This window comes from Janthinobacterium sp. PSPC3-1, from assembly GCF_049896105.1.
In the GTDB taxonomy this organism is placed as follows: Bacteria; Pseudomonadota; Gammaproteobacteria; order Burkholderiales; family Burkholderiaceae_D; genus Janthinobacterium.
On record NZ_JAFCTQ010000020.1, the window covers coordinates 110,698 to 118,011 of the forward strand.

Here is a 7,314-nt window from a genome sequence, read left to right on the forward strand (position 1 = left end):
CGCCTGCTGGCGACCGCCTGCCGGCCCCTGCACCATGTTGGATGGGCCCCAGTGGCATGCATGCTGCAACGTTCTCTCCAACAACGCGGCGCACCGCCGCGATGCAGACCGATGACTTTTTGGAGACACGCATGACAGAGCGCATGATCGATTCCCTGACACAACAGGCACTGGTGCCCGGCATTGTAGAACACCTGGCGGACAGCGTTGAACTGCGCCACCAGATCCACGCCCATCCCGAACTGGCCTACCAGGAATTCGCCACCAGCGACCTGGTCGCACGGAAACTGGAAGAATATGGCTACCAGCTGCACCGCGGGCTGGCCGGCACCGGCATCGTGGCGACCCTGAAAAAGGGCACCAGCCCCCGCATCATCGGCCTGCGCGCCGACATGGATGCGCTGCCCATCCTCGAGCAGACCGGCTTGCCCTACGCCAGCCGCACGGCCGGCGCCATGCATGCCTGCGGCCATGATGGCCATACCGCCACCCTGCTGGCGGCGGCGCGCCACCTGGCGACCGAAGCCGATTTCGACGGCACCTTGCGGCTGATCTTCCAGCCGGCCGAAGAGGGCTTGGGCGGCGCGCGGCGCATGGTCGAGGAAGGCCTGTTCCAGCTGTTTCCCTGCGACGCCATCTTTGCCTTCCACAATATGCCGGGCTTTCCGGCCGGCCGTTTCGGCATGTTGCCAAACGGTTTCATGGCCTCGTCGGATACCGTGCTGATCAAGGTGCTGGGCAACGGCGGCCATGGTTCCATGCCGCACCTGACGGTCGACGCGACGCTGGTGGCCGCGCACATCGTGGTGGCGTTGCAAACGGTGGTGTCGCGCCATATCGATCCGCGCCAGATGGCGGTGGTGACGGTGGGCTCTTTGCACGCAGGTAATGCGCCGAATGTGATCGCCGAAACGGCCGACCTGCAACTGTCGGTGCGCGCCTATGCGCCGGAGGTACGCCAGCGCCTGCGCGAACGCATCTGCGAACTGGCCGAAGCGCAGGCCAGGGTGTTCGGCGCGCGCGTCGAGATCGATTACCAGTGGCGCTATCCGGCGCTGCGGAACGATGCGGCGATGACCGAACTGGCGCGCGCCGCCGTCGTCGAATGGCTGGGTGAAGAGGCCCTGATTGCCGATCTGCAGCCTTTGACGGGCAGCGAGGATTTCTCGTTCATGTTGCAGGCCTGCCCGGGCTGCTACCTGATCATCGGCAATGGCGAAGGCGAGCAGGGCGGCTGCATGGTGCACAACCCGCGCTATGACTTCAATGACGCCATCCTGCCGATCGCCGCCAGCTACTGGGTCAAGCTGGTGGAAAAATTCCTGTCCTGATCGCGGCCATGGCAGTTGCGTCACCACCGTTCACACTTTGTTAAACTGGAAGCCAGCATGAGCACACACGTCAGCACCCTGAGCGCCACGGCCGCCGTCAAGCCGCCCTCGAAGGCGAAAAAAATCGCCGCCATCACGATCGGCAACGGCCTCGAATTCTTTGATTTTTCGATCTACACGTTTTTTGCCGCCATTATCGGCCGCCAGTTCTTTCCGTCCACCTCCGAACTGAGTTCGCTGATGCTGTCGCTGGCCACCTTTGGCGTCGGCTTCCTGATGCGCCCGCTGGGCGGCATCATCATCGGCGGCATCGCCGACCGCAAGGGCCGAAAATATGCGATGACGCTGACCTTGTGGCTGATGGCGGCCGGTTCGGCGCTGTTCATCGTCACGCCCACCTATGCCCAGATCGGCGTGGCCGCGCCGCTGCTGGTGGTGCTGGGCCGTTTGATCCAGGGCTTCGCCGTCGGCGGCGAAGTGGGCGCCTCGACCTCGATGCTGATGGAGTATGCGAACGACAAGAACCGCGCCTTCTACAGCAGCTGGCAACTGTTCAGCCAGGCGCTGAGCACCCTGGTGGGCGCCGGCGTGGGCCTGAGCCTGACCTATATCCTGACCACCGAGCAGCTGGAAAGCTGGGGCTGGCGTTTGCCCTTCGTGTTCGGCATGCTGCTGGTGCCGCTCGGCTATTACATCCGCCGCGTGCTCGATGAAACCGCCGATCCTGCCGCGCTGGCGGCCGACGAGGCGGGCGGCAAGCATGCGCCGTCGGCCCTGGGTGAAATCTGGCGCGACCACCGGCGCGCGCTGGTACTGGGCACGGCCATCATTATCGGTGGCACCTCGGCCAACTACATCGTCCTGCACTACATCACCACCTATGCCAAGGCGGTGCTGCACATGCCGTTCGAGCTTGCCCTGTGGGCGTCCTGGATAGGCGGCCTGGCGCAGCTGCTGTTGTGCGGCGTGGCCGGCATCATCACCGACCGCATCGGCCGCAAGCCCGTCGCCACCTGGTCGCGCGTGGCGCTGATGCTGCTGGTGTTCCCGGCTTTCATGCTGATGGATTACAGCCGCAACGCGCTGGGCCTGTTTTCCGCCGTCATCATCATGGTGATCCCGCTGGTCTTCACCTCGGTGTCGACCATCGTGCTGATGACCGAACAGTTTCCGCGCCGCGTGCGCGCCACCGGCCTGTCGCTGTGCTACGGCATCGGCGTATCGATCTTCGGCGGCTTTTCGCAACTGATCGCCACCTGGCTGGTGAAAGTCACCGGCTCCAACCTGGGGCCGGCCTGGTATGTGATCGGCACCGGCCTGGTATCGCTGGTGGCGGTCGCATTGTGCCGTGAAAAAGCCGGCCAGCAACTCGACTAGTTTCCCCCTTCTTTGTTCGCTTGTTCTCCCGCGCGCAGCCTGCCAGCTGCGCGCGTGGACTCCCTTTACCTATTGAATGCCGATCATGAAAAAAATCCTGTGCGTGGCCATGTTTTCCCCCGTTGTGTGCGCCGGCCATGCCGCTGCGGCCGACCTGTCCGGCGTGCGCCTGTTCGGCGTGGCCGACGCCGCCGTGTCCTACAGCAATGGCGGCGACCATACGGTCAAGCTCAACAGCGGCATGGGCTCGACCTCGCGCTTCGGCCTGACCGGCACCGAAGACCTGGGCGGCGGCTACACCTTGAGCTTCCTGCTGGAAAGCGCCGTGGGGCTGGACACGGGCGCCGCCGGCGGCACCACCTTGCAGCGCGACAGCAGCCTGTTCAATCGTGAAGCCAACATCACGCTTGGTTCGCCCCGCACCGGCTACCTCAAGCTCGGGCGCCAGTACCCGGCCATGATGTCGCTGGCGCTCGACCCTTTCGTCGGCGTGTCCGGCTTTTCGCCGTTCACCTCCATCGTCGGCGGCAACAGCGACCTCGGCAATGGCGCCTCGATGGGCGACTCGCGCATCAGCAACGCCATCTCCTACACCAGCATGAACCTGGGCGGCGTCACCAGCCAGGTGCTGTATGCGCCGCGCGAGCGCAATGACGCCGGTTATCACCGGACGGCCGACTACGGCATCGAGGCCCACTTTGCCCATGGCCCGCTGCTGTATCTGGGCGGACAATACAATGTGGTGTACACCGACCCCACGGCGCTGGTGCCGGCCGTCAAGAATATCTGGAGCGGCGTCGGCGTGCAGTACCAGCTGGGCGCCTCCACACTCGGCTATTCGCTCAACGTCATCGCCCCCGAAACGGCCGGCTCGCGGGTCGCGCAAAACCACATGCTCAGCCTGGTCTACCAGTCACAGCCCCGCCACACGGTGCAGTTGGCGCTGATGTACCGCAATGTGGCCGGCCATCATGCCCTGAACTCGTTTACGGCCGGTTTCGGCTACAGCTACAACTTCTCGAAAACCGTGTCGGTCTACACCCGCATCGGCGGCGTGCTCAACAACAGCGAGGGTATTTCCACCCTGGCCGCCACGCCGGTCAGCGCAGCGGGCAACGACGTGCGCGTGCTGGCGCTGGGGTTGCGCCAGCGGTTTTGAACCGGCGGCCCGGGCGCGCTATCATGTGCTTCCGATACCCGTCACGGAAGGATGGCTCAGCAGCATGGATTCACAACAACCCACGCTCCACGGCAGCATCGTCACCCTGCTGCCGCTGCAGCAGGAACACGCGCCGGCCCTGCTGCGCGCCGCGCAGGACGGCCAGCTATGGCAGTCCAGGGTGACCAACATCCCCGGTCCCGACACTGTGGATCAGTATCTCGCCACCGCGCTGGCCGGGCGGCAGGCGGGCACCGTGATGCCGTATGTGATCGTCCAGCGCGCCACTGGCGCCATCGTCGGCAGCACGCGTTTCTGGAAGATCGACCGGCTCAACCGCAAGCTGGAGATCGGCCACACCTGGCTGACCGCCTCGGTGCAGCGTACCGGCATCAATACGGAAGCGAAACTGCTGCTGCTGACCCATGCCTTCGAGACTATGCACGCCGTGCGCGTGCAGTTCACCACCGACGAGCTGAACGAGCAATCGCGCGCCGCCATCCTGCGCCTGGGCGCCGTGCAGGAAGGCATCGTGCGCCATGAACGCATCATGCCGGACGGACGCAAGCGCAATTCGGTGCGGTTCAGCATCATTGATACGGAGTGGGAGCAAGTGAGGGCGGGGCTGGAGGTGAGGTTAGGGACGCATGGTTGATAACTGATCTAACAGAGTCAACCAAGCAGAAAAATTACCGCGATATCCGAAGCGTATTGTTAAAGGTGACATCCTATGAAAACTAACGTTTTATCGAAAAAGATAGATTTTAAATCCGGCGTCAGTTTGACACTGTTTCGTAACGCTGAAGGGCGTTGTTCGTTTCCAAGATGCACCCGTCCTGCTATGGGACCTTCGAAATCCACGAATTCTTCTATCAATATGGGTATGGCCTGCCATATTTACAGTGCATCGCTCGGTGGGCCGAGGGGACGTGGCGGCCATGCTGCCGATTTCATCGAGAGTGCTGCTAATGGTATTTGGTGTTGCACGCACCACGGTACACTTATAGATAAAATGCAAGGTAAAGACTTTCCTGCGGAGACTCTTTTTGCATGGAAGCGTTTAGCAGAGGCCCGAACTCGGAAAAGAATGGACGACATGCCTTCTCCGTTGGGCTGGGTCGAGTCGATTGCTTACTCAGAGTTCGCTGGTTTTGCTATTCCACCTAGCGCGACGTTATCGCGAAATACTTTGCTATGCGGCACGAATAGCAGCGGAAAAACAGCTTTGCTCGAGTTGGCGGCCTCTGTGTCTAATAGCCGATATGCGTGGCGTTTTTCGTCGAATAGTCTGTCTGTTGTTGGTAGCGACAAGCCGCATCCCATCTTCAGAGGCAACTTAAGATATTCGACTGTCGATACGCACGACAAGGTAGTCGAAATCTTGGTTCAAGGAGACCACATTAAGAGAATGGAAGGCAAGGTAGCCGCCTTATTGCCACCGGGCGATATCGAAGTGTTGCATGTTTCCTCGCGTGATATTGAACTTCTTGAGAAAGGAGATCATATTGAAATGTTGATGATCGCGCTAAATGTCGATAAGTCCACGATGTTGGCTCTTGTACAAGCAGGCAGTAGCGGGCTTTTGCCTGGTGAAATAAAGCTCACTCTTGGTGTCGAACAGGGCGCTTGTCATGAGCGGACTTACGAACTTCATTTTAAGCAAAAGAGTAAAGAATTTTTTATACCTTTTCGCCGGCTGTCGAGTAGTGAAAAGATGAAGTTGTTGACGGATTTATTGATAAGCAAGGCGCGTGAGATTGCGAAACAGCGCTTGACGTTATTGCTGGTCGATAGTGCTATGAGTACGCTCGACAGTGAAAACTTTGAAAGGCTGCTAAGAGTTCTCGCAGCTGAGCAATTTCAATCGATAGTGGTTGTCTCAGCAGTAGTAGCTGAGAAAATTATATTTTTACAAGATGATGGGTCCGCGATGCTATCGCAGTTTGAATACTTGGAACCTTGGCGGTTAGCTTACCTTCCGCCACCTCGACGTTCTACAACAGGTTCCTAGTTATTGATAATTTCCGAACGACTAATTCGACACCATAGTAGCTCTAAGTGTTAATGCAGTAAGACCAGCAGCTTATACGTCATTCTGCACAACTTCTATCGATACCGCAACATTGCCAGTACTTGGAGAGAATGCATGGCCACAATAGCAGTTCAAACAGTTCAAGCAGTAATAGCGGGGTGGCTTGGTGTTCCTTGGATTATATGGTCAGGGGTGATTAGTGCTCTCGTAGCGACCAGTGTCGCAGCGTTCACGATACGGGCATCAAGCAAGAATAGTCTGCGGTTATTGGAGTTGCAGCAAGTGCATGATGATCTCAAGGCAAATCGGCAGAGGGAGCATGACGCAAAGCAGAAGGACGAGGATCGAAAGGCGACCATTCGCCGAGAGATCTACGCGGCGGCGGTAGAAGAGACTCATGCGCTTCTGGGATACATCGGGAGTTTGCCAGATCGGCCTTTGAGCGCTGGTAATGATGATGCTGGCTTTCAATCGTTTCTAAAGGCCAACGCGAAGATTTGGCTGGTTGCCGACGCAGAGGCGGCTCACCTTTCGCGAGATCTCGCAAGTGACTTCGGAGAGGTTTTTTTGCATGTGATGGCCACATCCAATCCAATTCGTATCGCAATGGAACCAATACGCCTGCGACGGGAAGAGATTGCCTTCACAGAGAGCGAGGCTCGCCGCCTTTTTTCTCAGTTCACCGACGCTAAGGCGAGGAGAGCAAGTTTTGAAGATCAGTTAAAGTTGGAGGACCTTGTAGTAGAGGCGCGTGAGGATGTTCAAGCGCTTAAACTCGCCCAGCAGCAGGCTATGGAAGGTATCGCGCGGATGCGCATGGAAACGTTTCAAACGACTTTTGGTAGGCTTCGACCCGTCCAGCGTGCAATTGTCAAGTTGGTGAGTGCGTTAAGAGAAGAACTAAATTTGCCTCGGGATGACGAAAAGTTCATGGAGCAACTCAACGACATGGAACGGCGAGCGTCGGCGGCAGTGAATAGTGCTTATGGCATCGACCCGCCTTGGCCGATGCCAGAGATTATCGAGCCTGGCTGACGTTCTTTGATGTAACACCCCCATCACCTAATGCACATTTCCCAGATCATGCGCTGTAGTGTGTGGTGGTCAAGTAATTTCGGACACAACGATAGGTTCACGTGCTGCCATTTTCCGTTCGTAGACGGTGGGCGGCAGATTGCCCAATGCTGAATTGATACGCTTGCAGTTATAGAAACCAACGATGTAATCGGTGATATCGGCTTTTGCTTCGGCATGGTTGGCATACTGGCGCTGCCAGACACGCTCCATTTTCAGATTCAGGAAGAAGCGTTCTGCGACGGCGTTATCCCAACAATTTCCCTTACGGCTCATACTGCAAACGAAGCCGTGCCGCTCAAGCATCTCTTGGTACAGCACGCTGGCATATTGACTGCCAC

The 7,314-nt window shown here is 58.6% G+C and carries 7 protein-coding genes; 6 read left to right on the forward strand and 1 reads right to left on the reverse strand.

All coding sequences use genetic code 11. The features are described from left to right. Window positions 1-155 precede the first annotated feature (155 nt). From ACP7B7_RS20085 to ACP7B7_RS20110, 6 genes are all read left to right on the forward strand, one after another. Window positions 156-1,331: a M20 aminoacylase family protein gene (locus ACP7B7_RS20085; RefSeq protein ID WP_426077843.1), complete on the forward strand. Its 1,176-nt coding sequence runs from the start codon at window positions 156-158 to the stop codon at window positions 1,329-1,331. Window positions 1,332-1,388: 57 nt separating this feature from the next. Then, window positions 1,389-2,708 (forward strand): MFS transporter, encoded by a 1,320-nt coding sequence (locus ACP7B7_RS20090; RefSeq protein ID WP_426077835.1) that lies wholly within the window; start codon window positions 1,389-1,391, stop codon window positions 2,706-2,708. Window positions 2,709-2,793: 85 nt separating this feature from the next. Beyond that, window positions 2,794-3,867, forward strand: a complete 1,074-nt coding sequence (locus tag ACP7B7_RS20095; RefSeq protein ID WP_426077836.1) for a porin — start codon at window positions 2,794-2,796, stop codon at window positions 3,865-3,867. A 64-nt stretch (window positions 3,868-3,931) separates the two neighbouring features. Beyond that, window positions 3,932-4,522 (forward strand): GNAT family N-acetyltransferase, encoded by a 591-nt coding sequence (locus tag ACP7B7_RS20100; protein ID WP_426077837.1) that lies wholly within the window; start codon window positions 3,932-3,934, stop codon window positions 4,520-4,522. 75 nt (window positions 4,523-4,597) lie between these two features. Further along, a complete protein-coding gene (locus ACP7B7_RS20105; protein WP_426077838.1) occupies window positions 4,598-5,878 on the forward strand; it encodes a hypothetical protein in 1,281 nt (426 codons plus the stop codon). Window positions 5,879-6,013: 135 nt separating this feature from the next. Continuing rightward, window positions 6,014-6,934, forward strand: coding sequence for a hypothetical protein (locus tag ACP7B7_RS20110; protein ID WP_426077839.1), 921 nt, complete (start codon window positions 6,014-6,016; stop codon window positions 6,932-6,934). A gap of 69 nt (window positions 6,935-7,003) precedes the next feature. Here ACP7B7_RS20110 and ACP7B7_RS20115 read toward each other — a convergent pair. Next, window positions 7,004-7,314, reverse strand: a 311-nt coding sequence (locus tag ACP7B7_RS20115; RefSeq protein WP_426077840.1) for an integrase core domain-containing protein, incomplete at its 5' end; no start/stop codon positions are given.